This is a genomic window from Roseateles violae, from assembly GCF_030410485.1.
Classification (GTDB): Bacteria; Pseudomonadota; Gammaproteobacteria; order Burkholderiales; family Burkholderiaceae_C; genus Roseateles_D; species Roseateles_D violae.
Map to the genome: position 1 here is coordinate 662,478 of NZ_JAUHHC010000003.1, position 23,211 is coordinate 685,688.

At 71.2% G+C, this 23,211-nt stretch carries 22 protein-coding genes; 11 read left to right on the forward strand and 11 right to left on the reverse strand.

Annotation, left to right across the window (positions count from 1 at the left end; translation table 11 throughout):
- The first annotated feature begins 74 nt into the window (after positions 1 to 74).
- Positions 75 to 854, forward strand: coding sequence for a rhamnogalacturonan acetylesterase (locus QWJ38_RS13435; RefSeq protein ID WP_290359590.1), 780 nt, complete (start codon positions 75 to 77; stop codon positions 852 to 854).
- Positions 855 to 926: 72 nt separating this feature from the next.
- Positions 927 to 2,924, forward strand: coding sequence for a S9 family peptidase (locus tag QWJ38_RS13440; protein WP_290359591.1), 1,998 nt, complete (start codon positions 927 to 929; stop codon positions 2,922 to 2,924).
- Positions 2,925 to 3,080: 156 nt separating this feature from the next.
- On the opposite strand, the gene QWJ38_RS13445 is transcribed toward QWJ38_RS13440, so the two are convergent.
- The 3 genes from QWJ38_RS13445 to QWJ38_RS13455 are packed head-to-tail and all read right to left on the reverse strand — an operon-like array spanning position 3,081 to position 5,641.
- A complete protein-coding gene (locus tag QWJ38_RS13445) occupies positions 3,081 to 4,055 on the reverse strand; it encodes an alpha-ketoacid dehydrogenase subunit beta (RefSeq protein WP_290359592.1) in 975 nt (324 codons plus the stop codon).
- A 3-nt stretch (positions 4,056 to 4,058) separates the two neighbouring features.
- Positions 4,059 to 5,039, reverse strand: a complete 981-nt coding sequence (locus QWJ38_RS13450; protein ID WP_290359593.1) for a thiamine pyrophosphate-dependent dehydrogenase E1 component subunit alpha — start codon at positions 5,037 to 5,039, stop codon at positions 4,059 to 4,061.
- On the reverse strand, positions 5,036 to 5,641 hold the full coding sequence (locus QWJ38_RS13455; protein WP_290359594.1) for a hemerythrin domain-containing protein: 606 nt from the start codon (positions 5,639 to 5,641) through the stop codon (positions 5,036 to 5,038). The genes QWJ38_RS13450 and QWJ38_RS13455 overlap by 4 nt, the downstream gene beginning before the upstream one ends.
- Before the next feature lie 151 nt (positions 5,642 to 5,792).
- Here QWJ38_RS13455 and QWJ38_RS13460 point away from each other — a divergent pair, with 151 nt between their 5' ends.
- Complete coding sequence (locus tag QWJ38_RS13460; protein ID WP_290359595.1) at positions 5,793 to 8,375, forward strand: winged helix-turn-helix domain-containing protein; 2,583 nt, start codon at positions 5,793 to 5,795, stop codon at positions 8,373 to 8,375.
- Here QWJ38_RS13460 and QWJ38_RS13465 read toward each other — a convergent pair.
- Genes QWJ38_RS13465 through QWJ38_RS13480 form a run of 4 tightly spaced genes read right to left on the reverse strand, consistent with a single transcriptional unit; the run spans position 8,372 to position 13,161 of the window.
- Complete coding sequence (locus QWJ38_RS13465; protein WP_290359596.1) at positions 8,372 to 9,526, reverse strand: dienelactone hydrolase family protein; 1,155 nt, start codon at positions 9,524 to 9,526, stop codon at positions 8,372 to 8,374. The genes QWJ38_RS13460 and QWJ38_RS13465 overlap by 4 nt on opposite strands.
- Before the next feature lie 2 nt (positions 9,527 to 9,528).
- Entirely contained in the window at positions 9,529 to 10,833 is a 1,305-nt protein-coding gene (gene pelA, locus QWJ38_RS13470) for a pectate lyase (RefSeq protein ID WP_290359597.1), read from the reverse strand.
- A gap of 10 nt (positions 10,834 to 10,843) precedes the next feature.
- On the reverse strand, positions 10,844 to 12,193 hold the full coding sequence (locus QWJ38_RS13475; RefSeq protein WP_290359598.1) for a pectate lyase family protein: 1,350 nt from the start codon (positions 12,191 to 12,193) through the stop codon (positions 10,844 to 10,846).
- A complete protein-coding gene (locus QWJ38_RS13480) occupies positions 12,190 to 13,161 on the reverse strand; it encodes a sugar kinase (protein WP_290359599.1) in 972 nt (323 codons plus the stop codon). The genes QWJ38_RS13475 and QWJ38_RS13480 overlap by 4 nt, the downstream gene beginning before the upstream one ends.
- 96 nt (positions 13,162 to 13,257) lie before the next feature.
- On the opposite strand from QWJ38_RS13480, the gene QWJ38_RS13485 reads away from it, so the two are divergent.
- The 5 genes from QWJ38_RS13485 to QWJ38_RS13505 are packed head-to-tail and all read left to right on the forward strand — an operon-like array spanning position 13,258 to position 17,716.
- The gene (locus tag QWJ38_RS13485) at positions 13,258 to 14,064 is read left to right on the forward strand and encodes an NAD-dependent epimerase/dehydratase family protein (RefSeq protein WP_290359600.1); all 807 of its coding nucleotides are present in this window, start codon (positions 13,258 to 13,260) and stop codon (positions 14,062 to 14,064) included.
- Entirely contained in the window at positions 14,061 to 14,951 is an 891-nt protein-coding gene (locus QWJ38_RS13490) for an SMP-30/gluconolactonase/LRE family protein (RefSeq protein WP_290359601.1), read from the forward strand. The genes QWJ38_RS13485 and QWJ38_RS13490 overlap by 4 nt, the downstream gene beginning before the upstream one ends.
- A 25-nt stretch (positions 14,952 to 14,976) precedes the next feature.
- Entirely contained in the window at positions 14,977 to 15,942 is a 966-nt protein-coding gene (locus QWJ38_RS13495; protein WP_290359602.1) for a TRAP transporter substrate-binding protein, read from the forward strand.
- Positions 15,943 to 15,989: 47 nt separating this feature from the next.
- Positions 15,990 to 16,436 (forward strand): TRAP transporter small permease, encoded by a 447-nt coding sequence (locus QWJ38_RS13500; RefSeq protein ID WP_290359805.1) that lies wholly within the window; start codon positions 15,990 to 15,992, stop codon positions 16,434 to 16,436.
- On the forward strand, positions 16,427 to 17,716 hold the full coding sequence (locus tag QWJ38_RS13505; protein ID WP_290359603.1) for a TRAP transporter large permease: 1,290 nt from the start codon (positions 16,427 to 16,429) through the stop codon (positions 17,714 to 17,716). The genes QWJ38_RS13500 and QWJ38_RS13505 overlap by 10 nt, the downstream gene beginning before the upstream one ends.
- A gap of 13 nt (positions 17,717 to 17,729) precedes the next feature.
- Here the strand turns inward: QWJ38_RS13505 and QWJ38_RS13510 are convergent, their stop codons facing one another.
- From QWJ38_RS13510 to QWJ38_RS13520, 3 genes are all read right to left on the reverse strand, one after another.
- Entirely contained in the window at positions 17,730 to 17,960 is a 231-nt protein-coding gene (locus QWJ38_RS13510; protein ID WP_290359604.1) for a DUF2789 domain-containing protein, read from the reverse strand.
- Positions 17,961 to 17,998: 38 nt separating this feature from the next.
- Entirely contained in the window at positions 17,999 to 19,156 is a 1,158-nt protein-coding gene (locus QWJ38_RS13515; protein ID WP_290359605.1) for a zinc-binding metallopeptidase family protein, read from the reverse strand.
- A 78-nt stretch (positions 19,157 to 19,234) separates the two neighbouring features.
- On the reverse strand, positions 19,235 to 19,426 hold the full coding sequence (locus tag QWJ38_RS13520; protein ID WP_290359606.1) for a CsbD family protein: 192 nt from the start codon (positions 19,424 to 19,426) through the stop codon (positions 19,235 to 19,237).
- Between the two features lie 256 nt (positions 19,427 to 19,682).
- Between QWJ38_RS13520 and QWJ38_RS13525 the strand changes: the two genes are divergently transcribed.
- The 3 genes from QWJ38_RS13525 to QWJ38_RS13535 are packed head-to-tail and all read left to right on the forward strand — an operon-like array spanning position 19,683 to position 21,737.
- Entirely contained in the window at positions 19,683 to 20,147 is a 465-nt protein-coding gene (locus QWJ38_RS13525; protein WP_290359607.1) for a hypothetical protein, read from the forward strand.
- Positions 20,144 to 20,842, forward strand: coding sequence for a DUF3943 domain-containing protein (locus tag QWJ38_RS13530; RefSeq protein WP_290359608.1), 699 nt, complete (start codon positions 20,144 to 20,146; stop codon positions 20,840 to 20,842). The genes QWJ38_RS13525 and QWJ38_RS13530 overlap by 4 nt, the downstream gene beginning before the upstream one ends.
- Positions 20,843 to 20,891: 49 nt before the next feature.
- Positions 20,892 to 21,737: an enoyl-CoA hydratase/isomerase family protein gene (locus QWJ38_RS13535; protein WP_290359609.1), complete on the forward strand. Its 846-nt coding sequence runs from the start codon at positions 20,892 to 20,894 to the stop codon at positions 21,735 to 21,737.
- An 8-nt stretch (positions 21,738 to 21,745) separates the two neighbouring features.
- On the opposite strand, the gene QWJ38_RS13540 is transcribed toward QWJ38_RS13535, so the two are convergent.
- Complete coding sequence (locus QWJ38_RS13540; RefSeq protein ID WP_290359610.1) at positions 21,746 to 23,194, reverse strand: efflux transporter outer membrane subunit; 1,449 nt, start codon at positions 23,192 to 23,194, stop codon at positions 21,746 to 21,748.
- Positions 23,195 to 23,211: the final 17 nt, after the last annotated feature.

Consider the following 23,211-nt stretch of genomic DNA (forward strand, 5'->3'; position numbering starts at 1 on the left):
GCCATGGCCTAGTGCAGAGGGCGCAGACACAGGTCTGCGCCCTTTTTTTTCATCACGACTTCCCCTTGTTCACGATGAAGTTTCGATTAGCCTCGGCGCTGAGCGCCGCCCTGCTCGCCCCGAGCCTGGCCCTTGCCGATGTGAAGCCAGCGCGCATGATCCTCGTTGGCGACTCGACGATGGCGACGAAAAGCGGCTATGGCGACGCGCTGTGCGCGCGGCTGAAGCCCGAGCTCTCCTGCGTGAATCTGGCGCGCGGCGGCCGCAGCTCGGGCTCTTTTCGCGCCGAGGGCCTGTGGGATCAGGTCCAGCAGATGCTGCGCGACGGCATGCACGAGCACAACTATGTGCTGATCCAGTTCGGCCACAACGACCAGCCCGGCAAGCCGGGCCGCTCGACCGATCTGGTCCACGACTTCCCGGCCAATATGGCCCGCTATGTCGACGAGACGCGCGCCGCCGGCGCGACGCCTGTCCTGCTGACACCGCTGACCCGGCGCAGCTTCCGCGGGCCCTGGCTGCACGACGATCTGGCGCCCTGGTCGGCGGTGACTCGCCAGGTCGCGCGCGACAAGAAGGTCATGTTGATCGACCTGAACCGCCTCAGTCAGCAGGCCGTCGAGACGATGGGCGAAGCCGAGGCCGACACGTTGGCGATGGCGCCCAAGCCCCTGCCCGGCCAGCCGGTCCATCCGGCGACGACGGCCGAGCGCGCCGGCGCCGCCAATCCGGTTTTCGATCGCACCCATCTGGGCCTGAAGGGCGCGCAGCTATTCTCGGGCATCGTCGCGGACGAGTGGCGGCGCCAGCAGCCGGCCATCGCCGCGCGGATCTTCAAGATGGCAAGCGAATAGATAAATAGAAAACGCTAGCGGCAAGACGGGCCAGAGTCCGCACCATGCCGCGCAAACAGGGGAGATAAGACGATGACGAACAGACGATCGGCGCTGGCCCTGCTGGCCGGTACGATGACCCTGGGCCGCGGCCCGCTCGCCGCGCCCGCCGAAGCTGGCGCCCCCGCGGCCTATACGGCCGAGGACTTCGCGGCCGGGCCGCTGCTGCGCAATGTGCAGCTGTCACCGGACGGCAAGCGTTTCGCAGCCATCCTGAACAAGGGCAAGCACAGCTTCCTGGTCACCCGCGCCGTCGCCGGCGGCGCCTTCACCAGCCTGCTGGCCAGCGACAACCTGGAGTTCCAGTTCAACTGGCTGCGCTGGATCAATCCGCAACGCCTGGCCGTCAGCCTGCGCTATCCGAGTGACCGCCAGGTCAGCGAGTTCAGCAGCGCCGACACGATGGAATCGCGGCTGCTGTCGGTCTCGGCCGACAAGCCCGGCGATGCCGTCAATCTGAGCCGCCCGCGCGGCGAGGACGATGTGGTGAGCCGCGCGTTGCAGCAGGACCGCGTCGTCGACTGGCTGCCCGAGGACGGCCAGCACATCCTGCTGGCCCTGCCCGACACCAAGTTCAGCCAGCAGACGGCCGTCTACAAGGTCCATGTGATCAGCGGCGCGCGCCGCATCGTGCAGGAAAGCCTGCCCCGAGTCAGCCACTGGCTCAGCGACGCCCAACACCGCGTGCGCGTCGGTATCGCCTACGAGCAGGGTCGCCTGACGCTCTGGGCCTGCGACCCCCAGGGCCAGAACTGGCGCGCGCTGCGCAGCTTCGGCTTCTTCGACGAGCGGCGGGTCGCGCCGCTGGGCTTTGGCCTGGATCCGAACCTCCTCTACCTGCAGGCCCAGCACGAAGGCCTGTGGGCCGTGCACACGCTGGATCTGAGCGCCGCCGACCCGCAGCCGCAGCTGAAGTACCGTCTGCCGGCTCATGATCTGGATGCCAGGCTGCTGCACTCGAGCCGCAACGGCGATGCGCTGGGCCTGGTCACCAACGGCGGCGCGGCCGACGCCTATGTCTGGGACACCGAACTGAAGGCGCTGGCCGAGCGACTCGATCGCGCGCTGCCGCAGCGGCAGATTCATCTGCAGCAGCTGGTTGCCGACGACCAGATCTATCTGCTGCGCACCTGGGGCAATGGCAACCCGGGCGAGTACGCGGTCGGCAACCGCGCGCAGGGCTCGCTGACCCTGCTGTCCGAGGTCTCGCCCCAGCTCGATCCGGCGCGCCTGACGCGCAAGCAGCGCATCGAATTCAAGGCCCGCGACGGCCTGCCGCTGCAGGCCTTCCTCAGCCTGCCGCGCGGCGTGCCGGGCAGCGCGCTGCCGCTGGTCGTGTTGCCTCATGGCGGCCCGCAGTCGGCCGACACCGGCCTTTACGACACCTGGTCAGCCTTCATCGCCGCGCGCGGCTATGCGGTACTGCAAGTCAATTTCCGCGGCTCGACCGGATCCGGCCAGAAGCATCTGCAGGCCGGGCTGCGGCGCTGGGGCCTGGAGATGCAGGACGACCTGGAGGACGGCGTCGCCGAGCTGGTCCGCCGCGGCACCGCCGATCCCAAGCGCGTCGCCATCGCCGGCAGCAGCTATGGCGGCTATGCGGCGCTGATGGGCGCCGTCAAAACGCCCGGGCTGTACCGCGGCGCCTTCGCCTTCGCGCCGGTCACCGACCTGGTCGACCTGATCCGCGAGAGCGAAAATTTCCGCACGATGTACAGCCGCGAGGCGGTGGCCGAGCAGATCGGCACGCTGGCCGACGACCGCGCGCGGCTGGAGGCCACCTCGCCGCGACGGCAGGCGGCCCGAATCGAGGTGCCGGTCGTGCTGCTGCACGGCACGCTGGACCGCAGCGTGCCCTTCGAGCAGGGCCAGGGCATGGCCGATGCGCTGAAGGCGGCCGGCAAGGATCTGCGCTTCGTGAAGCAGGAGCGCGGCGATCACTTCCTAAGCCACCAGCCCCACCGCTTGCAGTTCTTCCAGGAGCTCGAGGGCTTTCTGGCAAGGGTGCTGGGGCCGGGGGCGCTGGCCTGACTGGGGAGCCGTGCCGCCGCGCCGCCCCCCGCCAGAAACGACCGTCAGACCGGGAACGCCGAAGTCGCCTCGATCAGACAGACGGCCTGCAACAGCGCGGCCATCAGCGCCAGCGCCAGGGTCAGCCACATGCGACGCAAGGCCATGGCCGCCGCCTCACCAGCTCAGCGCCGGTGCCGGCACCAGCTCGCGCGCGACGCGCACGATCTCGGGCGCGCGCGGCACGGCCGCCTGCTCCAGCACCCAGGACGAGGCCGCCGGTGCATCGGGCCCGGTCAGCCGGCGCACCGGCGCCTTCAGCGCGCCAAAGGCCTGCTCGGCCACCTGCGCGGCCAACTCGGCGCCGACGCCGCAGGGCGCGGCCGCCTCGTGCACGACGATCAGCCGGCCTGTCCTGCGCACCGAGGCCAGCACGGTGGCCATGTCCAGCGGCTTCAGCGTGCGCAGATCGATCACCTCGGCCTCGATGCCCAGCTCGGCCAGCGCCTCGGCCGCCTGCAGGCATTCGGCCACCGTCTTGGCATAGGACAGCAGGGTCAGGTCCTGCCCCTGGCGCAGCACGGCCGCCTTGCCCAGCGGCACGACATGCTCGCCCTCGGGCACCGGGCCGGCCGCGTGCAGCAGGGCCAGGTCGGTGAAGAACAGCACCGGATCGGGCTCGCGGATCGCCGCCTTCAAGAGGCCCTTGAAGTCGGCCGGCGAGCTGGGCATCACCACCTTGAGCCCCGGCGCCTGCACGAACATCGCCTCCAGATTGTGGTTGTGCTGGCCGCCCACGCACCAGCCACTGCCGGTCATCGCCATCGCCACCAGCGGGAACTCGAACTGGCCGCCGGACAGATAGCGCAGCTTGCCGGCGCCGTTGATCAGCGCGTCCATGGCCAGGGTCATGAAGGGCGCGAACAGCAGGTCGATCACCGGCCGCAGGCCCATGCCGGCGGCGCCGACGGCCGTGCCGGCGATCACCGCCTCGGCCAGCGGCGTGTTGCGCACCCGCGCGGCGCCGAACTCGGCCAGGAGTTCGCCGCGCTTGGTCGCGACGCCCTCGCCCATCATTAGCACGCGTGGATCGCGGCGCATCTCCTCGGCCAGCGCCTCGGCGATGGCCTCATACACGGTCAGCTGCTTCATGCTTCATTCACTCCTTGCATAGACATCGCTGGACAGCACGCGGGCCGCTTCGGGCCAGGGCGCGGCCTGGGCCGCGGCCAGCGCCGCGTCGAGCCGCTGGCCCACCTCGGCCTGCAGGGCCGCCAGCGCTTCCGGGTCCAGCAGGCCCTCGGATTGCAGGCGCTCGCTCATGCGGCGCAGCGGATCACGCGCCAGCCACAGCGCGTGCTCGCTCTGGTCGACATAAGCCATGTCGTCGGGTTCGAAATGGCCGCGCTGGCGGTAGGTCGTCAGTTCGAGAAAGCGCGGCCGACCGTCGCGGCGGATCGCCGCACCGAGCTCGCTGGCGGCGGCATGGACCGCATCGACGTCATTGCCGTCGACGACCCGCGCCTGTAGCCCATGGCCGATGACCCAGTCGGCCACGTCCCGCATGGGCATCGTCTCGTCGCGCCGCACATAGGCCTGCCACTGGTTGTTCTCGCAGACGAACAGCAGCGGCAGCTGCCAGGTGACGGCCAGATTGACCGCCTCGTGGAAGATGCCCTCGCAGGCCGCGCCGTCGCCGAAGAACACTGCGGTGATGCCGCCCGGCTCGCAGCCCGGTGCCCCCATCTTCTGCGCCAGCGCCACACCGGGCGCCATCGCCAGCTCGCCGCCGACGATGGTCGAGGTCAGCACCACGCCCAGCTCGCGCACCGCGATGTGCAGCGAGCCGCTCTTGCCGCCGCAGTAGCCGCTGGCGCGGCCCAGCACCTCGGCCATCAGGCGCTCGGGCTCGGCGCCGCGCGCCAGCAGATGGCCGGCGCTGCGATGGTTGCTGAGAATGCGGTCGGCGCTCGTCAGCGCCGCGACGACGCCGGCCGCGCAGGCCTCCTGGCCGACCGAGGTGCAGGTGCCGGGCGTGCTCGGCGAAGCCAGCGCTGCCAGCCGCTCCTCGTAGCCGCGTATGGTCAGCATCGTGCGCAGCAGGCCGATGCGCAGCGCCTGGTCGGCGGCCTTCATGCCAGGCTCCCTTCGGCAACCGGCGCCGCCTGCAGATGGGCCCGCTCGGCCGGGCTCAGCGCGGCCAGCATCCAGCTCAGCAGCAGCTGCATCTCCTCGGCCGGCACCGAGGCGACCAGGCGGCCGTGCAGCGCCTCCAGCTCGGCGTCGTCGTAGGCCTCCCACAGCGCGGCGTTGTGGCGCGTCTCCTCGATCAGCATGTGCTCGAAGTTCTCGGCCACGAAGCGCGACAGCCGGCGGTACAGGCGCAGCGCGGCGGCCGGCTCCGGGCGGGCGGCCAGGGCGGCGGTTTCGGCCTCCAGCGCGGCGATCGCCTCCAGATGATCGTCATGCTCGGCGCCTATGGTGGCGCTGACGCCGGGGCGGCGCGCCTCCAGCGCCGGGTGGATGAAGCCGTTCTCGCGCTCGACATGGCCGCGGCAGCTGTTCAGCAGCCGGCGCAGCTGGCCCAGCGTCTCGGCGCGCTCGGCGGCATCGCCGAGATCGAGGCGGCCGACGCGGGCCAGCGTGTCGGTCATGAACAGGCGCAGCGCCTTGTGGATGCCGCAGTAGAGGTCGTGGCGGGCCGGCTTGGCCGCGCCGCCGGATTCGGTCGTGTGCATCAGCAACTCCTTGAGGCCGGCGCCATCGCCGGGCTGGATGCCAGTGTTGCCAAGTGCGCCGCGGCGCGCATCGCTCCGACGGCCCATCGCGCCGGCGCCGGCCATGGCCCGTTCGGGCCATCGCGGCGCCGGCCCGCATAAGATCGCCGCCATGGTCTTCCCGCTCTCCAAGATCCGGCTGCCGCGCCTGCCCTCGGCGGCGCTGCTGGCCCGCCCGGGGCTGGAGGCGCGCCTCGGCCAGGCGCTGGCCGAGGCGCAGCTGCTGCTGATCAGCGCGCCCGCCGGCTTCGGCAAGACCGCGCTGCTGGCCCGCGTGCTGGAGCAGCAGCCGGCCGACTGGGCGCGGGTCTGGCTCGCGCTGGAGGCCGGCGACGAGTTGCGCCAGCTGGTCGAGTGCCTGCTGGCCGCGCTGGAACCCTATGACCCGCCCTGGCGCGTCGCGCCGGAAAGCCTGCTGGATCTGGCGCGCCGGCCCGAGGCGCTGGCCGAGCTGGCGGCCACCTTGACCAATGCCCTGGACGCCTGCGAGGTGCCGCATGGCGTGCTGGCGCTGGACGATGTCCAGCATCTGCGCGACGAGGCCTCGCTGCGCTTTCTCGACCTGCTGGTCCAGCATCTGGGCCCGCGCTGGACCCTGGTGCTCAGCGCGCGCCAGGCGCCGGCGCTGCGGCTGGCGCGGCTGCGCGGTGGCGGCCTGCTGGCCGAGTTCGGCGAGTCGCAGCTGCGCTTCAGCGCCAGCGAGAGCCTGGCCCTGCTGGGCCAGGCCGGCATCGCCGACGCGGCCGCCCGGCAGCTGCATGCGCGCACGGCCGGCTGGCCGGCAGGGCTGCGGCTGGCCCTCAGCGGCGCGCGCAGCGGCGAGGCCAGCATCGACCGCGATGCCTTCGAGCTGCTGAGCCGCGAGGTGCTGGACGCGCTGGAGCCCGGCCTGCGCCGCTTCCTGCTCGACTGCTCGGTGCTGCAGGAGCTGGACCCGCCGCGCTGCGCCGCCGTCAGCGGCAATGCGCAGGCGCTGCACTGGCTGGAGGCGATCCAGCGCCAGGGCCTGTTTGCCGTGCTGGTCGACGAGAGCCAGCCGCTGCTGCGCCTGCACGATCTGTTCCGCGATGCGCTGCGACACCGGCTGCGGCTGGAGCGGCCGCAGGACGAGCCGGCCCTGCTGCTGCGCGCCGCGGCGGTGGAGCCCGATCCGGTGCGCCGCCAGGGCCTGCTGCTGGCGGCCGGCGCGCACAGCCAAGCCGCCGCCGCGCTGCTGGAGGCGGCGCCGCGCCTGGCCCCGCAGCGCGGCTCCGATGCGCTGCGCCGGCTGTGCGCGCAGTTCCCGCCCGAGATGGCGGCCGGCAGTGCCGAGCTGCACCGCATCCTCGGCATGGCGGACTGGGCCGACTGGCAGAACCGCCAGGCCGAGCACCATCTGGCCGAGGCCGACCGGCTGTTCGAGGCGCGCGGCGAGGCGCTGCAGGCCGGCCGCGCCCGCGCGCAGCGGGCGGTCGTGCTGATCGCCCTGGGCAAGCTCGAGGCGGCCGAGCTCCTGCTGGCCGGCCTGGCCAGCCGGGCGCCGGCCGACGCCGAGACGCAGACCACGCTGGCGCTGGCCCGCACCTGGCTGACCCTGGAGTCCTGCCGCTTCGACGAGGTCGCGCCGGCCTTCGCCGCGCTGGTGCAGTTGCTCGAACGCCAGCTGGACCTCGCCCGCTGGTATTCGACCGTGCCGCCGCCACGCCAGACCGCCTGCCGCGGCATCGCGCCCTGGCTGGCGCGCTGGGCCGAGGGCGCGCTGACCGTCGTCGGCGACCAGCCGCTGCCGCTGCGCGCGCTGGGCCTGCTCAGCCAGGCCTGGCTGCGGCTGTGGCAGGACGATCTGGACGGCGCACGGACCCTGCTGGCGCGCGCCGACGACGACGCGAAATGGACCGGCCAGCAGCTGATCACGCGGCATCACGGGCTGGCCATGCGGGCGCTGCTGGCCGCGCTGGGCGGCGACAGCGAGGCCGCGCTGGCGCTGGCGCAGCAGCGCCTGGACGAGCAGCCGCCCGCCTATGGCGACTGGGGCCTGTGGCACAACCTCTTCCTGGCCGCAAGAATCGCCGCCTGCGCCGAGGCCGGCGAGCTGCTGGCCGAGCGCCTGCAGCGCCTGGACGCGCTGAACGCCACGCTCAGCGATCTGACGCCGCGCCGGCTGCAGCCGCTCTGGGGCCTGCGCGGCACGCTGGCCTGGCTGCGCGGTGATCTCGACCTGGCCGAAGACTGCTGGCTGCTCGGCCTGGACGATGCCAGCGCGCTCGATCTCTATGGCCAGGCCAGCGAGGCGCGCGCCCGTCTGGCCCTGCTGCGCCGACGCCGCGGCGACGAGCCGGCGGCCGCCGCGCTGCTGGGCGAGCTGCTGGCCGAGGCGCAGCCGGGCGGCGCCCTGTTCGCCCGCGCGGCGCTGCGCGAGCTGGCCGATCTGCCCTGGGACGGCCAGCTCGACGCGGACCAGCTGCGCCGCCTGCAGGCCTGGGCGGCCCGGCCCGCGGCCGCGGCCCCCGCCCCGGCCGAAGCCGACGAAGGCCTGTCGGCGCGCGAGCAGGAGGTGCTGGCGCTGATTGCCCGCGGCACGGCCAACAAGCTGATCGCGCGCGAGTTGGATCTGAGCCCGCACACGGTGAAGCGCCATGTGGCCAATATCCTGACCAAGCTGGGGCTGGCGAGCCGCGGCCAGGCGGCCGCCTGGTGGCTGGCGCAGCGCCGCTAGCGGGCCGGAGAAACGCCGAAGCGCGCGTCCAGCCAGTCGAAGGCGGCGTCCTGCTGCGCGGCGTTGAACTCGTGCGCGGCCTCGGGCCAGACCCGCGTCTGCAGCTGTTCGCCCGCGCCGTAGGCGGCCCAGACGGCGCGCAGCCTGGCCAGCGCCGGCTCGACCGCCTCGGGCGGGAACAGCGGATCGCGTCCGCCGGCATAGACCAGCATCGCCCGGGGCGCGGCCAGCGCGGCGATATCGGGATAGTCGAAATGCCGCGCCAGACCCGGATGCAGCATCGCAAAGGCCGACTGCCCCTTCAGCTGGTTGCCGCCGGGCCGCATCAGGCCCTCCAGTGTGCCCATCCAGTTGACCGCGATGGTGGCGGCGATGTGCTCGGACAGCGCGGCCAGCTGCCAGGCACGCTGCGCGCCCATCGAGAAGCCGACGGCGGCGATGCGCCGCGCATCGACCTCGGGCAGGCCGGCCAGGAACTGCGCGGCGCGTTGATCGTCGCCGGCGATGAGGGCGGCCCAGGACGTGCCCAGGTTGAAGAGATTGGCGGCCAGCGCCTGCTGCGATTCATAGCCGAAGCCTGCCGCCCCGCGCTGCCCCCAGCCCAGCGCGTCGACGGCCAGCACCACATAGCCGCGCGCGGCCAGCTGCTCGCCGGGCAGGCGGCCGGAGAAGTAGCGCGCTGCCCAGGCCGCGGAGGCGGCTTCGCGCGCGGGATCGTCCCAGGTCCAGACCAGCTTTTCCTTGCCGATGTCGAAGCGCGCGCCATGGTCGTGCAGCAGCAGCGCGGCCGGATGCGGGCCGGCTGCCTTGGGTACGAGCAACAGCGCCTGCACGCGGCTGTCGCGGTTGATCTGCAGCGCTATCCTGCGGGCGATATAGCGGCCGCGGTCCTGCTCGGCCAGCAGGCGCGGCGCGAAGGGGATCGCCGTCGTATCGCCGCCCGCCGGCAGCATCAGTTCGCGCGCCTTCGCGCGGCCGGCGCGCGTCCAGGCCACCGGGTCTGCGCCGTCGCGCCAGCCATGGCTGAAGCTCAGCCGCTCGCGCAAGGCCTCGTGATAGACCGGCAGCGCGCCCTGCGGCCCGAGCAGCTCCTGCGCCTGCGCGATACCGCTCAGGCAGAGGGCCAGCAGCAGCGCGCAGCGCCTGCTCATCGTCAAGGGTTCCAGCGCTTCGACCAGTCCTCGTATTCCTTCAGCGCCTTTTGCGGCCAGATGCCGAACCAGGCATAGCCCTTGCGCCGCTCGAAGCTGATCTCGTTGACATCGTCATGCAGGGTCTTGTCGCGGTCGCCGAAGATGGGCTGCAGGCTGCCCGCGTCGTAGTAACGCGACCACAGCGCTGGCGCGCCGGGCTTGTCGACCAGGCGGCGGCCCTGGACCTCGTCGAGGGTCACCCAGGCCTTGTCGCGGATCGCCAGCCCGCGCAGCGTGGCGATGCCCGCATGCACGGCCGCCCGGACCGCGGCGGAAGGCTCGCGCAGGCTCATCAGATAGAGCAGCAGATCGGCGCTTTCGCCGCTGCACAGCGAGGGCGGCTCGTAGTTGCGCGCCGAGGCCGGCGCCAGGCTCAGCGCCTCGTACTGCTGGGCCCAGATCGTCTTGCGGCCCTGGCCGTCGCGCAGCTGCGCCGCCAGCAGCAGGGCCAGCGCGCGCTGCTGGGCCGCCGCGGCGCGCTCGCGCAGTGCGCCGGGCACGAAGCCGAGATCGTCCTCGCCGCGCGCGGCCGCGTCGAGCAGCTGCATCACCTCGACCATCGCGTTGTCGTTCAAGGTGATCGCGTCGTGATAGCCGCCCTGCAGCGGCCAGACCTGGGGCCAGCCGCCGTTGGGGAACTGCGCCGCCAGCAGATAGCCGAGTCCCCGGATCGCGCTCTGCCGATAGACCTCCCCGGCCGGGCCGGGCCGCTGGGCGGCGACCTTGGCGAGGAAGCGGATCTCGCTGATCGTCGCGTCGTTGTCGATGGTGCCGACATAGCTCCAGCGCGGATCCTGGGCCTGGTCGAAATCGCCCGGCGTCGCGCGCTTGTTGTTGTTGTCGGAGACGTAGTCCTGGCCGCGCAGGCGCGGCGCGCGGTCGCGCGGCTGGTTCTTGCCCCAGCCGCCGGCCGGGGTCTGGAAGCTGACGATATTGTCGGCCACCTGCAGCGCGGCGGCGCTCGCGTACCAGGCCGGCGGCTGCTGTAGCGGCATCGTCTTCGCGCCGGCGCCGCTGGCCTCGGGCGGCGCCGGCACCGGCTCGCTCAAGGCCTGACGCTCGGCCGCCAGGGCCGCGCGGTCGGCCGCGCGCTGCTGCTCGGAACGCGCCAGATAGGCCTGCCAGGCGGCGCGCTGCGTCTCGGGCAGCGCCGCGACGCGCTCGGCGCTCAAGGCAGGCACCGGCGCGTTCTGGCCGATCACGGCCGCCGCGACCGGGCCGGCCAGGCAGGCGCTCAGCAGCAGGAGGGCGAGACGATGGTTCATGGCAGCCCTCTCACGGCGTTCCGGCAAATAGCGAGGCCCAGCCGGCCTTGGGGCTCATGTCGGCGAGATGCCAGTCGGCCTCGTCGAAGGCGCGGCGCGTCGGCTTGTAGCGCGGGTAGCCCATTGCGTTCTCGAGCTCCGAGTCGATGATCTTGCCGCGGCTCTCGGCCACATCGGAGAGCAGCTTGAAATCGACCGGGTCACGCGCCCAGGGCCGCGCGCCGGCGGCCAGCAGCAGTTCGTCCTCCAGGCCGGCGGCCGGATGGACGCGCACATCGGCCGGCAGATCCGGCGCGGCCGCCTGGACGATGCGCGCCCGGCCGCTGGTGTAGACGCCGGTCTGCGCGACCGGCTGGCCGGCATCGTCGACGGCCAGGTTGTCCTGCAGGAAGAGCTCCACATCACCCTGGCCGCCCAGCGCGAACAGCGGCGTGTTGCGTCGCGTGTCCGGGCCCTGGCGGTAGACATTGCCGACCAGCGTGAGCTTGCCGGTCTGGTAGGGGTGGCCCTCCCACTCGTGCGCGATCAGGTTGTAGTGCACCGCCTTGGCGCCGGGGTTGTAGATCAGGTTGTTGACCATGGCCGCCTGCACGCCGCCCTTGAACAGCGCATTGCGCTCCATATTCGAGGCATAGACGTTCGCATAGAGCAGCACGCCGCTGGCGTTGTCGTGCACCAGGGTGCCCTTGGAATGCTCGCCCTTCTCGTGCACCGAGTTGGCCAGGCCCTCGTAGATCAGGTTGTGGCTGTAGGTGATCTGATGCGAGGTGTTGCGGCGCCAGTCCTCGGGCCGCGGGCCGCCATCGAAGCGCGGCCCCGAGATCGACAGGTTCTCGTCGGTGGCCCAGGAGAAGCTGCAGTGGTCAATGATGATGTTGTGCGCCGCGCCGACGGTCGAGATCGCGTCCTGGTCGCCGCCGCGCTTCTTCGGCCGGCCGAACTCGCCGGGGCGGAACATCAGGTGCTGGATGATCACATCGTGGGCGGCGATACGGGTCTCGGCCTTGATGATGGTGATGCCCGGCTTGGGCGCCGTCTGGCCGGCGACGGTCAGGAAGGGGTTCCGGATCACCATGTCCTGGCCGCCCATGTCGATCACGCCGCCGACCTCGAAGACGACGATGCGCGGGCCCTGGGCCTCGATCGCCTCGCGGTAGGAGCCGGGGCCGGCGGCGTTCAGGTTCGTCACCTTGATGATGCGGCCGCCCTGCCCGCCCCGGGTGTCGGCGGCCCAGCCGCGCACGTCGAAGCTGGCGCGGTTCAGGCCCATCGCGGTGCGCGCGGCGGCCGGCTCGGCCGCCTGGGCGGCGCCGCCGGCCAGCAGCAGCGCCGCCAGCAGATGCATGCTTTTTTTCCTCATGCCGCCTGCGCTCCGCCCAGCAGATCGGCCATGGCCGCCGGCGCGATCAGCGCGCCGCGGTGCTGGATCACCCGCGCCGCCAGCCGGTTGCCGAACAGCGCCGCCTCTTGCGCCGGCACGCTGGCCAGACGGCGGCTCAGATAGCCGGCGGCAAAGGAATCGCCGGCGGCGGTGGTGTCGACGACCTGGGCCACCGCCTCGGTCGCCGCCTGCTGCCAGACGGCCCCGGCCGATGCGCGCAGCAGGGTCGGCGCGGCGCCGCGCTTGATGACGATCTCGGGCGTCGGCAACTGCTGCGCGGCGGCCACGCCGGCCGCCAGCGAGTCCAGGCCCAGCAAGGCCTGGTGGTCGTCGGCGGTGACCAGGGCGATCGTCGCCAGCTCGAAGGCGCGGGCAAAGGCCGCGCGCGCGTCGGCGATCTGCGGCCACAGCCGCGGCCGGTAGTTGTTGTCGAACACCACCGTCGCGTCGCGAGCGCGCAGCGCCTCCATCAGCGCGAACAGGCGCTCGCGCCCGGCCGGCGGCAGGATGGCCAGGCTGATGCCGCTGAGATACAGCGCGTCCCATTCCCCGGCGCGCTGCTCCAGCGGCGTCGTCTCCGCCTCGAAATAGGCCTTGGCCGCGCTGGTGTCGCGCCAGTAGCTGAAGCTGCGCTCGCCCTTGGCGTCGACCTCGATCAGGTAGAGGCCCGGCATGCGACCGGGGATGCGCCGCACCAGGTCCAGCGCAATGCCCTCGGCCGCCCAGCGCTGCATCAGGCCGGCGCTTAAGCCCTCCTCGCCCAGGCCGGTCGCGTAAAAGGTCTGGATGCCGGCGGCGGCGCCGCAGCGCGCCAGGTAGACGGCGGTGTTCAGGGTGTCGCCGCCGAAGCCCTGCTGCATCGCGCCGAAGGCCTCGCCCTGCAGCTCCAGCATGCACTCGCCGACCAGGGCCACCCGTTTGCGCACCGCCGCCACATCCACCTTCATGAAAGTCCTCGTTGATTACGAAACACTGTTTCGATATTCTTGCATTGCAGTTCTTAAATTGGAACAGGGTCCACCCTGAGCGTCTATGAGTCGTCTATGAGTTCCATCTATCCGACCCTGTTGCTGACCGGCGCCGCCGGCGTGCTGGGCCGCCAATTGCGTCCCAGCCTGGCCCAGGCCTGTCAGACCTTGCGGCTGAGCGACCGCGGTTCCTGCGGCCCGACCGCCGCCCACGAGCAGGACCGCCCCTGCCAGTTGGCCGATCGCGCCGCCATGGAGGCCTTGCTGCAGGGCGTTGACGCCGTCGTCCATCTGGGCGGTGTCTCGGTCGAGAGCCCCTTCGAGCAGATCGCGCCGGCCAATATCGAGGGCGTCTTCCATCTCTACGAGGCCGCACGCCTGGCCGGCACCCGGCGCATCGTCTTCGCCAGCTCCAACCATGTGACCGGCTGCTACCCGCAGGGCGAGGCAATCGGCCCGGACAGCGCGCCGCGGCCCGACGGCTATTACGGCGTCGCAAAGCTCTTCGGCGAGAACCTCGCGCGGCTCTACTGGGACCGCCACGGCATCGAGACGGTCTGCCTGCGCATCGGCACGGCAACGGCCGAGCCGCCCGACCGCCGCGCGCTGTCGACCTGGCTGGGTTTCGAGGACCTGCGCCGGCTGGTGCTGGCGGCGCTGGCCGCGCCGGGCGTCGGTTTTCTCAGCGTCTACGGCGTCTCGGCCAATCCGCAGCGCTGGTGGAGCGATGCCGGCTGGGAGCGCATCGGTTATGCGCCGCAGCAGAGCGCCGAAGCCTGGCGCAAGCAGATTCAAGACCTGGCCCCGCCGGCCGACTCGCCCGAGGCGCGGCTGCAGGGCGGCAGCTTTCTGGGCCTCGGGCCGTGGACGCGGCAGCCATGAGCTGGCCCGGCGTCGAGCTCTGGTGGGACGGCCCCAGCCAGCTGGCCGAGAGCCCGCTGTGGTCGCCGGTCGAGCGCTGCTTCTTTTGGGTCGACATCCGCGCCCGGCGCGTCTGGCGCCATGAGGGCTCGGCGCGGCCGGCGGCCTTCTGGCAGCTGGCGCAGGCGGTCGGCAGCATCGCCCTGCGGGAAGGCGGCGGCCTGATCGCGGCCCTGGAAGACGGCGTCTATGCGCTCGATCTCTTCGAGGGCGGCCGCTTCGAGTCGAGGCTGCTGGCCGCCGCGCCGCATGGCCCGGGCGTGCGCTTCAACGATGGTCGCTGCGACCGCCAGGGTCGCTTCTGGGTCGGCAGCATGGACGAGCGGCCGGGCCAGCCGCGCCAGGCGCTGGGCCGGCTGGCACGCCTGTCGCGCGCGGGCGAGACCGACCAGCCCTGGCAGCCGCCCTTGAAGGTCGCGATGCGGGTGCCCAACGGTCTGGGCTTCAGCCCGGCCGGCGACAAGCTCTATTTCAGCGATTCGGACCCGGCACTGGCGCGGGTCTGGGTCTGCGACTACGACACCGAGCGCGGCCAGGCGCGCACGCCGCAGCCCTTCATCGCCCAGCTGCCCGTCGGCCGGCCCGATGGCGCGGCCGTCGACGCCGAGGGCGGTTACTGGATCTGCGCCAACGACGGCGCCGCCGTGCTGCGCTACACGCCCGACGGCCGGCTCGACCGCCGCATCGATCTACCCGTTGCCAAGCCGACGATGTGCGCCTTCGGCGGCCCGGATATGCGCAGCCTGCTGATCACCTCGATGCAGGGGCCGCAGGCCCAGCCCCTGGCCGGCGCCCTGTTCGCCTTGCGGCCCGGCGTGCCGGGCCTGGCCGAGACCCCGTACCGATGACGACGACGACACAGGAGACGACACCATGACCCTCATCCACAAGCTCGTGCTGGCGGCGCTCGCGGCCTGCGCCGCCCAGGCCCAGGCGCTCGAATTCCGCTCGGCCGATGTGCACAACGCCGACGACTATCCGACCGTGGTCGCGGTCAAGCAGATGAGCGAGCTGCTGGCCCAGCGCAGCGGCGGCAGGTACAAGATCAAGGTCTTCAACAAGGGCGCCCTGGGCACCGAGAAGGAGACCATCGACCAGCTGAAGATCGGCGCGCTGGACATGGCTCGGGTCAACATCAGCCCGATGAACGCGATCTGCGCGAAGACGCAGGTGCCGACCCTGCCCTTTCTGTTCCGCTCGGTCGAGCATATGCGCCAGGTGCTGGACGGCCCCATCGGCGAGGAGATCCTGAAGAGCTGCGAGGACAAGGGCTTTGTCGGCCTGGCCTTCTACGACAGCGGCGCGCGCTCGATCTACGGCCGCAAGGCGATCAAGACGGCGGCCGATGCCAAGGGCATCAAGCTGCGCGTGCAGCAGTCGGACCTGTGGGTGGCCGTCGCCGCCGCCATGGGCGCCAACCCGACGCCGATGCCGATCGGCGAGGTCTACACCGGCCTGAAGACCGGCCTGATCGATGCGGCCGAGAACAACCTGCCCTCGTTCGAGGGCTTCAAGCATTACGAGGCGGTCAAGTTCTTCTCCAGGACCGAGCATTCGATGGCGCCCGAGATGCTGCTGATGAGCAAGAAGGTGTTCGACAAGCTGCCGCCCGCCGACCAGCAGCTGATCCGCGCGGCGGCCCGGGAGTCGGTGGCCTTCCAGCGCAGGAAATGGGACGAGCAGGAGGCCAAGTCCCTGGCGGCCGTCCAGGCCGGCGGCGCGCAAATCGTCGAGGTCGACAAGGCCGCCTTCCAGGCCGCGATGGCGCCGGTCTATGCCAAGTTCGTCAACACGCCCGACCTGCAGCGCCTGGTCAAGGCGGTGCAGGACGCCAAGTGAGCCGCGCCTTCACGCGCCTGTGCGCCGCGCTGTCGAAGGCGGCGCTGATGCTGGCCGTCGTCGGCCTGATCGCCGTCGTGCTGAGCGTGCAGTTCCAGGTCGTCGGCCGCTATCTGTTCAACGACACGCCGACCTGGGCCGAGGCGCTGGCGATGCTGCTGGTGCTCTATGTGACGGCGCTGGGCGTGGCGGTCGGCGTGCGCGATGCCGGCCATATCGGCCTGGAATCGCTGATCGCCCTGCTGCCCGAGGCCTGGCGTCGCCGCTTCGAACTGTTGATCCATGCGCTGGTCGCGCTGTTCGGCGCGCTGATGGCCGACAGCGGCTGGCAATGGGCGACGCTGAAATGGGATGAACGCAAACCGATGCTGGGCCTGCCCGAGGGCGTCGACTACCTGCCGCTGGTGATCGCCGGCGCGCTGATCGTGCTGTTCTCGATCGAGCATATCGTCGCGCTCCTGCGCGGCGTCGAGGTGAAGCCGGCATGGAACTGACGGTGCTCGCGATCAGCTTCGCCGCCCTGCTCTTGCTGGGCGTGCCGGTCGCCTTCGCGATCGGCCTGTCCTCGGTCGCGACCATCGTCGCGGCCGGCCTGCCGGTGGCCGTTGTGTTCCAGAAGATGGTCGGCGGCATGCAGGTGTTTTCCTTCCTGGCGATCCCCTTCTTCGTCTTTGCCGGCGAGCTGATGCTGTACGGCGGTATTGCCGACCGCATCGTGCGCTTCGCCAACAGCCTGGTCGGCCATGTGCGCGGCGGCCTGGGCATGAGCAATGTGGTCGGCTGCACCTTGTTCGGCGGCGTCGCCGGCTCGCCGCTGGCCGATGTGTCGGCGATGGGCTCGGTGATGATCCCGCTGATGAAGAAGGAGGGCTATCACGCCGACTATGCGGTCAATGTGACGACCCATGCGGCCCTGGTCGGCGCGCTGATGCCGACCTCGCACAATCTGATCATCTTCACGCTCGCCACCGCCGGACTCGCCGCCGTCAGCGTGTTCAACCTGATCCTGGCGGCGCTGATCCCGGCTCTGCTGCTGACGATCGCCAATCTGGCGGCCGCCTATGGCGTGGCGGTCAAGCGCGGCTATCCGACCCATGGCGCCTTCCCCGGCTGGAAGGCCGTGCTGGCCGCCTTCATCGCCGCGCTGCCGGGCCTGCTGATCGTCGTCATCATCCTGGCCGGCATCCTGAGCGGCGTGTTCACCGCCACCGAATCGGCGGCGACGGCGGTGTTCTGGGCCCTGCTGGTCACGACCCTGGTCTACCGCAGCCTGAGCTGGCCGCATTTCCTCAAGGCCTGCGCCAAGGCCTGCAAGACGACCGGCGTCGTGCTGCTGCTGATCGGCATCTCCTCGGCCTTCGGCTACTTCATGGCGCTGTACGAGGTGCCGCAGAAGACCGGCGCGCTGATGCAGTCGGTCAGCAACTCGCCCTGGGTGATCTTCCTGATGGTCAATGTGCTGCTGTTCCTGCTCGGCACCTTCCTGGACATGGCGGCGACCATCCTGATCTGCACGCCGATCTTCCTGCCGATCTGCCAGCAGTTCGGCATGGACCCGCACCAGTTCGGCATCATGATGCTGATCAACTGCGCGCTGGGCCTGAACACGCCGCCGGTCGGCACGACCCAGTTCATCGGCTGCGCGATCGGCGAGATCTCGGTGGGCCAGGTGATGCGCTCGATCCTGCCCTTCTACGGCGCGCTGATCGCGACCCTGCTGCTGGTCAGCTATGTGCCGGCCGTCTCGCTGTGGCTGCCGGCGCTGTTCAAGTGAGGCGCCGGCGCGCTCAGCGCAGGGCCAGGTTCAGCTGATCGACGACCTCGGCCCAGTCGGCGTCGTCGCGCCATTCCTCCTTCAGCAGGCTGGCCTGCGCCGGCGTCCAGAACGGCGCCTGGTGCAAGAGCAGCTCGGCGGACAGCGGACGGTAGCGCTGGATGAAGTCGCGGATGCTGGCATCGTCGTTGGGCAGGCCCAGCTGGGCGAACAGTTCGGAGAAGCGGTGGTGGCTGGCTTCCATGGCGGGGCTCCTTCTTGTACCTGGATTCAAGCAGAAAATCAGTCCTTGGCGGGCGGCTTGCTGGCGGTCTTCTTCGCCCGCGCCGGTCGCCGCGGCTTGGCCGGCGGCGGCGCTGCCGGCTCGCTGCCAAACTGCATCGGCGCCTCGCCGCGCCGCACCGCGGCGATCAGCCGGTGGATGAAATCCAGCTTCTCGACCACCGGTGCCGGCATGGTGAAAGGATAGCTGTCGCGCGTGCCCAGGCTGCGGTTCATCGAGTTGATCAGCTGCGAGACCGGCAGCCATTGCTCGATCAGGGCCGGGACCAGCGGCGCGGCCGGATCGAGCGGCGCCGGCTGCACCCGCGCGCCGCCCGGCAGCGCCTGCTCCAGCCGCAGCCCCCAGGCCGCCGCGGTCTCCAGCCCGTCGTGCAGATGCAGATAGTGGGCCCAGCATTCGGCCCAGTCTTCCCAGGGGTGGGCGCTGGCATAGGCACTGACGAAGCGCTGCGGCCAGTCGGCCAGCGGCGCCGCATAGTGGCGCTGCAGCGCCTGGCCGTAGTCGGCGCGCTCGTCGCCGAACAGGCGGCGGTACTCGGCGATCCATGGTGATTCGCGCAGCAGCCGGTCCCAGTAGTAATGGCCGATCTCATGGCGGAAATGCCCGAGCACCGTGCGATAGGGCTCGTGCATATCGCTGCGGATGCGCTCGCGCTCGTCGTCGTCGGCCTCGGCGATGTTCAGGGTGATCACGCCGTCGCTGTGGCCGGTCATCACCGGCTGCTTCGGTGTCAGGCTTTCCATCAAGCGAAAGGACAGGCCGTGGCGCGGATCGCTGCTGCGCGGCCGCACCGGCAGGCCCAGCACCAGCAGGCCGTAGATCAGCCGCCGCTTCGCTTGCTCGATGCGCGCCCAGCGCTCGACATTGAGCGGCTGGTCCAGCGCGGGGATCAGCTCGCTGCAGGCGCAGCTGAGGCACAGCGAGCCGGCATCACCGGCCGGCAGCATCCAGTTGCAGACCTGACGCTCGCGGTAGTTGGCGCAGGGCTTCTGCGCCGCGCCGCCATCGAGGCGCTGCCAGCGGCCCTCTGCATCGATATCGAAGGCCACCAGCGCCAGCTCGGACGGCACGAAGCCCAGGGCGGCGCCGCAGCGGTCACAGGCGATGTTCTCGAAGAAGAGGCGCTGGCCGCAGCGAGCGCAGGTGAAGGTCCGCATACCGGCCACCCCCGAGGAAGCGCCGACAAACAAAGGGACGACCCAGGGGCCGTCCCTCGCTGCGGCGAAATGACTCTATCAAGGCTTGCGGCCCGCGGCGGAGTCCTTCATCGCTTCCTTGGCATCGCCATAGCTCTTCTGCGCCTTGCCCTCGGCCTGCTTGGCCAGGCCCTTGGCCTGCTGTTCGGTGCTGCCGACGACCTCGCCGGCCTTGCGTTGCACCTTGCCGGCGGCGTCCTTGACGGCGCCCTTGACTTGGTCCTTGTTCATACCTTGTTCCTCGCTGGGTCGGATGAATGAATGGATGAGAAATGATGGCTAGCACCGGTGGCGCCTCGCGCCGCCCGGCGTGAACAAAGCTTAGGCCGCGAGCCCGGCCGCGCTTGAGGGACTTGACGATGGCCGGCGGTCGGCCGGCTCCTACAAAGCTGGCGGCAGGCAGGCAACACCCGACCCGCAAATCGATCGACGCCCGGGGCGGATTGGGCCGATACTGAGGCAAGCAACATCGATTGGGGGGATAGCAATGAAGACTGCTCCGACGCTGATGAAGTCCTGGCTGGCGCTGGCCTTGGCCGCGACGCTGGGCCTGCCGGCCCTGGCCCAGACGACGCCGACGGCGGCCCCGGCCGCCAGCGCGCCGCGCGCCGCCAAGCCGCCCAAGGACGTGGCCTCGAAACCGGGCCCGGGCGAGGTGGCGCCGACGCCGGCCGAGATCGCCGCCTCGAAGAACTGGGGCGCGACCAACCCGGCCTTCAAGGCGGTCGAGACCTCGCGCGCGCCGGGCCTCGAACGTCCACGCCAGCAGGTGGTGCCGCAGGTCAACGTGCCCTTCCGCGGCAAGGGCGATACCTCGACGCCCGGCGCCATCGTGCCCGGCGGCGTCGACGACAGCGCCGCCCGCTGCCTGGCCTCGACCAGCCCCGAGCAGCGCCGCGCCTGCGAACAGGCGGCCCGCGAGGCCGAGGCCAAACGCAACGGCAATCGTTGAACGGCCGGCTCGCCGCCGCCGCACTGCTGCTGTCGGCGGCGCTGCCGCCGTCGACGGCCGGGGCGCAAACGAATGAAGCCGAGCCGGCGCCGAGCACCGAGCCGGCGCCGGACACGGCGGGCATCCAGCGCGACACCGCCTACTTCGTCGCTTACCAGTTCGCCGCCGTCGGCCTGATCTCGCTGTGGCCGCAGAGCGAGACGCATTACTCGAAAGAGATCGGCTTCGATCGCTGGTACTACAACGTCACCCATCCGCACTGGGACAGCGACCGCGCGGTCGTCAACTATGTGCTGCACCCTTACTGGGGCGCCGGCTACTACACCCGGGCACGCGAGCGCGGCCTGGGCCGCGGCAACGCCTTCTGGTACTCGGCCCTGCTCTCGACGATCTTCGAATATGGTGCCGAGGCCATGGTCGAGCAGGTCTCCTACCAGGACCTGATCGTCACCCCGGTGTTGGGCTCGCTGCTGGGCGAGTATGTGTTCACGCCGCTGCGCCAGCGCGTCCGGGCCAAGGACGGCCCGCTCGACGGCTGGGACCGGCTGACCCTGATCCTGACCGACCCGCTGGGCTCGATCAACGAGGCGGTCGACGCCAGCCTGGGCATCCAGTCGCAGCTGACGCTGGCGCCGCAATGGGCGGCGCCGGCCCGCCACCCGGGCTGGGGCCTGCAATGGCGCATCGTCTGGTGAGTCTCCGGAGGCCGCTACGATCGGGCCATCGACCGAACGGGGATCCGAGATGACATCCGAGACTGTGGCCCTGCGCGATGCGCAGCTGACGATTTCCGAGGACGGCATTGCGCTGTTCATGCACCAGCGGCCCGCCGCGCGCAATGCGCTGTCCATGGCGCTGCGCCAGGACTATCAGGACATGCTGGCCCGCGTGCAGGCCGATCGGCGGGTGCGCGTGCTGGTCATCAGCGGCTCCGGCGGCAGCTTCTGCGCCGGCGGCGATCTGAAGGCGCTGAAGGAGCGCCACGAGAGTGCCGACCCGGAGGTCCGCTCGCCGGACGCAATGCGCCGGCGCATGCGCGAGGCCCATGTCTGGGTGGAGCAGCTGCGCTCGCTGGAGCTGCCGGTGATCGCCGCCGTCGACGGCCCGGCCTATGGCGCCGGCTTTTCGATCGCGCTGGCGGCCGACTTCGTGCTGGCCTCGACGCGCGCCTCCTTCTGCATGTCCTTCGCCAAGGTCGGCCTGGTGCCGGACTTCGGCGCGCTGTACATGCTGCCGCGCGCGGTCGGCCTGACCATGGCCAAGGAGCTGGCCTTCAGCGCGCGCCGCGTCGGCGTCGAGGAGGCGCAGCGCCTGGGCATCGTCCATGCGGTGCACGAGCCGGAGGCGCTGGACGAGGCGGCGCAGCGCTTTGCGCAGCGCTTCCTCGGCGCGCCGCGCGAGGCGCTGGCGCTCAGCAAGAGCCTCCTGAACAAGAGCTTCGAGACCAACTACGCGACCCTGGCCGAGCTCGAATGCCAGGCCCAGGGCATCGCAGCGGCGGCGCCCTATCACGCCGAGGCGGTCGGCGCCTTCCTGCGCGGCGAGCCGGCGCGCTTCGACTGGGATCGCGACGCGAAGCAGACGCCCTGAGCTCCGGCTCAGGGAAGCAAGGCCGGTGTCTGCTGCACGCTGGCCTGCGGCTGCGGCGCCAGCGCCTCGGCCTGGCCGAGCCAGCCGCCGCCCAGCGCCTTGTACAGGGCGATCACCTGGGCAAAGGTATCGGCCTGGTCCTGGGTGTAGCGCAGCTCGGCCGAGAACAGGCTGCGCTGCGCGTCCAGCACCTCCAGATAGCTGGAGAAGCCCTCCTCGTAGCGTGCGCGCGCATGACGCGCATAGCTGCGCAAGGCCTGGACCTGCAGCGCCTGCGCGTCGAAGCGTTCGCGGATCTTGCGGCTGCCGATCAGCGCGTCCTCGACATCGCGAAAGCTCGCCTGCACCGCCTGCTGGTAGCCGTAGAGCGCGGCGCGCTGCTGGGCCTCGGCGCTCGTCACCTGGCCGGCGATGCCGCCGGCGGTGAAGATCGGCATCGAGACGCTGCCGGCAAAGCTCCAGACCCGGCCGGGCGACTCGAACAGATTGTTCAGCGACGTGCTGGCGCCGCCGAACAGGCCGGTCAGCGAGATGCGCGGGAAGTACTGCGCCTTGGCCGCGCCGATGCGCGCATTGGCGGCGACCAGCGCCTGCTCCGCCTCGCGGATGTCGGGACGGCGCTCCAGCAGCTCCGAGGGCAGGCCCGCGGGCACGGCCGGCAAGGCCAGCCGGTCGATGCTCAGGCCGCGCGCGATCGGCCCCGGATTGCGGCCCAGCAGCAGCGACAGCGCGTTCTCCTGCTGCGCGATCTGGCGCTCCAGCTCGGGCACCGAGGCCAGCGCCAGCGCGTACTCGGACTGCGCCTGGTTCAACTCCAGCTCCGAGATCACGCCACCGGCAAAGCGCTTGCGGAACAGCTCCAGCGCCTCGCTGCGGCTCTTCAGGGTGTCGCGCGAGATCTCCAGCTGGCGGTCGAGCGCGCGCAGGCCGACATAGGCGCTGGCGATGGCGGCGGTCAGGCTCAGCACGGCGCCGCTGCGCGCGGCCTCGCTGCCCAGCAGCTCGGCGCGCGCCGCCTCGTCCAGGCGCCGCAGGCGGCCGAACAGATCGAGCTCCCAGGCGATGAACAGGTCGCCCTGCACCGTGTTGAAGGGGTTGCTGCCGGGCGCCGGGCTGATCGTGCTCTGGCTGGCGCGCTGGCGCGTGCCGGCCAGTTCGGCGCCCAGCTGCGGGAACAGCGCCGAGCGCGTGCTGCCATAGGCGCCGTAGAAGGCGTCGACGCGCGCGGCGGCGATGGCAAGGTTCTTGTTATTGGCCAGGCCCTCGGCGATCAGCTGATCGAGCACCGGGTCGCGCAGCAGCGACCACCAGGCGGTGTTGGCCAGCTCGCGCGCGACGGCCTCGGTCGAGCGGCCGTCGTCGAAGCGGAAGCTCGCCGGCGCCTGGACCTCGGGCCGCCGGTAGTCCGGGCCCAGCATGCAGCCGCCCAGCAGCAGCGACAGCGGGAGCGATAGCAACGAAAGAGCGGCGGCTC

Coding starts and splice junctions, on each gene's coding strand:
- QWJ38_RS13510 (WP_290359604.1), bottom strand. CDS start 17,960: ATGGAAGCCAGCCACCACCGCTTCTCCGAACTGTTCGCCCAGCTGGGC.
- QWJ38_RS13440 (WP_290359591.1), top strand. CDS start 927: ATGACGAACAGACGATCGGCGCTGGCCCTGCTGGCCGGTACGATGACC.
- QWJ38_RS13535 (WP_290359609.1), top strand. CDS start 20,892: ATGACATCCGAGACTGTGGCCCTGCGCGATGCGCAGCTGACGATTTCC.
- QWJ38_RS13515 (WP_290359605.1), bottom strand. CDS start 19,156: ATGCGGACCTTCACCTGCGCTCGCTGCGGCCAGCGCCTCTTCTTCGAG.
- pelA (WP_290359597.1), bottom strand. CDS start 10,833: ATGAACCATCGTCTCGCCCTCCTGCTGCTGAGCGCCTGCCTGGCCGGC.
- QWJ38_RS13435 (WP_290359590.1), top strand. CDS start 75: ATGAAGTTTCGATTAGCCTCGGCGCTGAGCGCCGCCCTGCTCGCCCCG.
- QWJ38_RS13485 (WP_290359600.1), top strand. CDS start 13,258: ATGAGTTCCATCTATCCGACCCTGTTGCTGACCGGCGCCGCCGGCGTG.
- QWJ38_RS13525 (WP_290359607.1), top strand. CDS start 19,683: ATGAAGACTGCTCCGACGCTGATGAAGTCCTGGCTGGCGCTGGCCTTG.
- QWJ38_RS13450 (WP_290359593.1), bottom strand. CDS start 5,039: ATGAAGGCCGCCGACCAGGCGCTGCGCATCGGCCTGCTGCGCACGATG.
- QWJ38_RS13490 (WP_290359601.1), top strand. CDS start 14,061: ATGAGCTGGCCCGGCGTCGAGCTCTGGTGGGACGGCCCCAGCCAGCTG.
- QWJ38_RS13480 (WP_290359599.1), bottom strand. CDS start 13,161: ATGAAGGTGGATGTGGCGGCGGTGCGCAAACGGGTGGCCCTGGTCGGC.
- QWJ38_RS13520 (WP_290359606.1), bottom strand. CDS start 19,426: ATGAACAAGGACCAAGTCAAGGGCGCCGTCAAGGACGCCGCCGGCAAG.
- QWJ38_RS13465 (WP_290359596.1), bottom strand. CDS start 9,526: ATGAGCAGGCGCTGCGCGCTGCTGCTGGCCCTCTGCCTGAGCGGTATC.
- QWJ38_RS13460 (WP_290359595.1), top strand. CDS start 5,793: ATGGTCTTCCCGCTCTCCAAGATCCGGCTGCCGCGCCTGCCCTCGGCG.
- QWJ38_RS13505 (WP_290359603.1), top strand. CDS start 16,427: ATGGAACTGACGGTGCTCGCGATCAGCTTCGCCGCCCTGCTCTTGCTG.
- QWJ38_RS13445 (WP_290359592.1), bottom strand. CDS start 4,055: ATGAAGCAGCTGACCGTGTATGAGGCCATCGCCGAGGCGCTGGCCGAG.
- QWJ38_RS13495 (WP_290359602.1), top strand. CDS start 14,977: ATGACCCTCATCCACAAGCTCGTGCTGGCGGCGCTCGCGGCCTGCGCC.
- QWJ38_RS13475 (WP_290359598.1), bottom strand. CDS start 12,193: ATGAGGAAAAAAAGCATGCATCTGCTGGCGGCGCTGCTGCTGGCCGGC.
- QWJ38_RS13455 (WP_290359594.1), bottom strand. CDS start 5,641: ATGCACACGACCGAATCCGGCGGCGCGGCCAAGCCGGCCCGCCACGAC.
- QWJ38_RS13500 (WP_290359805.1), top strand. CDS start 15,990: ATGCTGGCCGTCGTCGGCCTGATCGCCGTCGTGCTGAGCGTGCAGTTC.